The organism is Pseudoalteromonas sp. SR45-5, from assembly GCF_014163565.1.
GTDB lineage: Bacteria > Pseudomonadota > Gammaproteobacteria > Enterobacterales > Alteromonadaceae > Pseudoalteromonas > Pseudoalteromonas distincta.
This window is the reverse complement of the sequence record NZ_JACJDN010000603.1, coordinates 1-2419: the sequence shown is the minus strand read 5'-3', so window position 1 is coordinate 2419 and position 2419 is coordinate 1. Positions and strand designations below refer to the sequence as shown.

Genomic DNA, 2419 nt, shown 5'->3' with positions numbered 1-2419 from the left:
TATTTTTTGTATTTAAAGATCGCCTAGCCTTTCGATTTGTATTACTTACCGCAGCTTTTTTCCTCTTTGGTAACCTAACTGCTTCAAGCCTACGAGCGTTTGATGACATTTATATTTATCGTTATTTAGTTTGGGCGATCACAGATATTATTTGGATGGCACTTATAGCTTACTGGGGTATAAAGGATAAAGTTTATTTATGGCAATGTGTTATTGGGCAACTAGTTGTTATTGGCGCACCTATATTACAACTATTCCGATTAGTTGACCGCCATTTGTGGGATTTAGCTTACAGTACCGTTATTTATCAGACCCTAATGCCATTTATCAATATTGCCACGGTGGTTGTATGCTATTTACCTTTAATTATCCTTTTCACTAAGCAAGGTAGTGTAAAGTCAAAAATAGAAAACTCCCCACCTTCAAAATAGCTGTGCTAAACTACTGTTTATATAAACAGTGAGTGAGCGACTCCCATGAAACTCTACATTGCAGAAAAACCATCACTAGGCAGAGCAATTGCTGATGCCTTACCAAAACCACATAAAAAACATGATGGTTATATAGAAGTCGCTAATGGCGATTGTGTATCGTGGTGTATTGGGCATTTGCTAGAACAAGCAGAACCCGATGACTATGATGAGCGCTTTAAAAAATGGCAGTTTGAACACTTACCTATAATACCTGAACAGTGGAAGTTAAAAGCCAAAACCAAAACTCGCAAGCAGCTCACTGTTTTAAAAAAATTAATTAAACAGGCCTCGCAACTTATTCACGCTGGCGATCCAGACCGTGAAGGCCAGCTTCTGGTCGACCAAGTAATAGAAGAAGCTAAAATAAGTCAGGCTAAAAAGCAGAGTACGCAACGTTTACTCATTAGTGATTTAAACTTATCGGCGGTAAAGAAATCATTGGGCGCAATGCGTTCTAATCGAGATTTTATTCCGTTAAGTGTATCTGCTTTAGCGCGCTCTCGTGCTGATTGGCTATTTGGTATGAATTTAACACGTGCATACACACTAGCTGGGCAAAAAGCAGGGTTTGGTAATGTGCTTTCGGTAGGGCGAGTGCAAACCCCTATTTTAGGTCTTGTTGTTAATAGAGATAACGAAATAGCGAACTTTGTATCTAAGCCTTTTTACGATGTATTGGCGCATTTACTTACTCCAGATAATCAACCATTCATAGCTAAGTGGGTTCCAAGCAAAGCATGTGAGCCACATCAAGATGAAGAAGGGCGAATACTTAACAAAGCTCTTGCAGAAAATGTTGCTTCACGTATTACAAGGCAAAGTGCTGAGCTTATTTCACTCGACCAAAAACAAAAAAAGCAAAGTGCTCCATTACCTTATAATTTATCTGCTCTGCAAATAGATGCCGCTAAAGCATTTGGTATGCCAGCTCAAAAAGTATTGGATATTTGCCAAATACTTTACGAACGTCATAAACTAATTACTTACCCACGCTCAGATAATCGTTATTTACCCAAAGATCACCATCAAGAAGCATCTGCTATTTTAAAGGCAATAAGTGCAAATGGGGGGCAAAGCAGTGAATTAGTAAACGGGGCTGATGTAAAAAAGCATAGTAAATGTTTTAACGATTCAAAAGTAGCTGCCCATCATGCCATTGTGCCTACGGCTAAGCAGTTAAAGTCAGCGAGTTTGAGCGGTGACGAAGCAAAGGTATATCAATTAATAAGCCGTCATTACTTAATTCAGTTTTATCCCGACTATATATATAACGAAACTAAAGCTGAGGTAATTATTGCTGGTGGGCTTTTTAAGGCAAATGCAAAGCAAGATGTAAGCTTGGGTTTTAAGGTGTTAATGGGTAAATCTGAATTAAAAGATGAAGCCTCGCTACCTCCTTTAACAAAAGGTATGCCTCTTTTTTGCGATAAAGGCGAAGTAGTCGAAAAGCATACATCACCCCCTGCTTATTTTACCGATGCCACATTGTTGGCTGCGATGACGGGCATTAGCCGTTATGTTAAAGATCCACAAATTAAAAAAGTATTAAAAGACACTGATGGTTTAGGTACGGAGGCAACACGTGCGGGAATAATCGAGTTGCTATTTAAGCGGCGTTTTTTAAAACGTGAAGGTAAGTCAATTAGAGCGACCGAAACGGGACTTGCTCTTATTAGCGTATTACCACAAGGTTTAGCGAGTCCTGATTTAACCGCAAAGTGGGAGTCGAGCTTAGGTGATATTGCACAGCAGGCAATGAGTTATCAGCAATTTTTACAGCCTTTACTTGCTGACCTAAATGGGTTTGTTCAATTAGCAGCAAACTGCGATAGCAATGCATTTGCGAAGTTACCAAAAACCTCACCTAAAAAACGTTTTGCTAAACGAGGTGGAAAAGCGACCTTTAAAAAGTCGAGTTATAAAAAAAGCTCTGTTGCTAGTTAGCA

2 protein-coding genes are annotated in these 2419 nt (G+C 39.1%); both read left to right on the top strand.

Annotated features, from left to right (window positions below; translation table 11 throughout):
* Nucleotides 1-431 (top strand): hypothetical protein (locus H5072_RS17010; RefSeq protein ID WP_182694212.1); only part of this gene is annotated, 431 nt, incomplete at its 5' end.
* A 45-nt stretch (nt 432-476) separates the two neighbouring features.
* Nucleotides 477-2417, top strand: a complete 1941-nt coding sequence (locus H5072_RS17005) for a DNA topoisomerase III (protein ID WP_182694211.1) — start codon at nt 477-479, stop codon at nt 2415-2417.
* Nucleotides 2418-2419 lie beyond the last annotated feature (2 nt).

What these genes read in the sequence shown, in the direction of transcription:
- H5072_RS17005 (WP_182694211.1), top strand. Translation starts at nt 477, where the DNA reads ATGAAACTCTACATTGCAGAAAAACCATCACTAGGCAGAGCAATTGCT.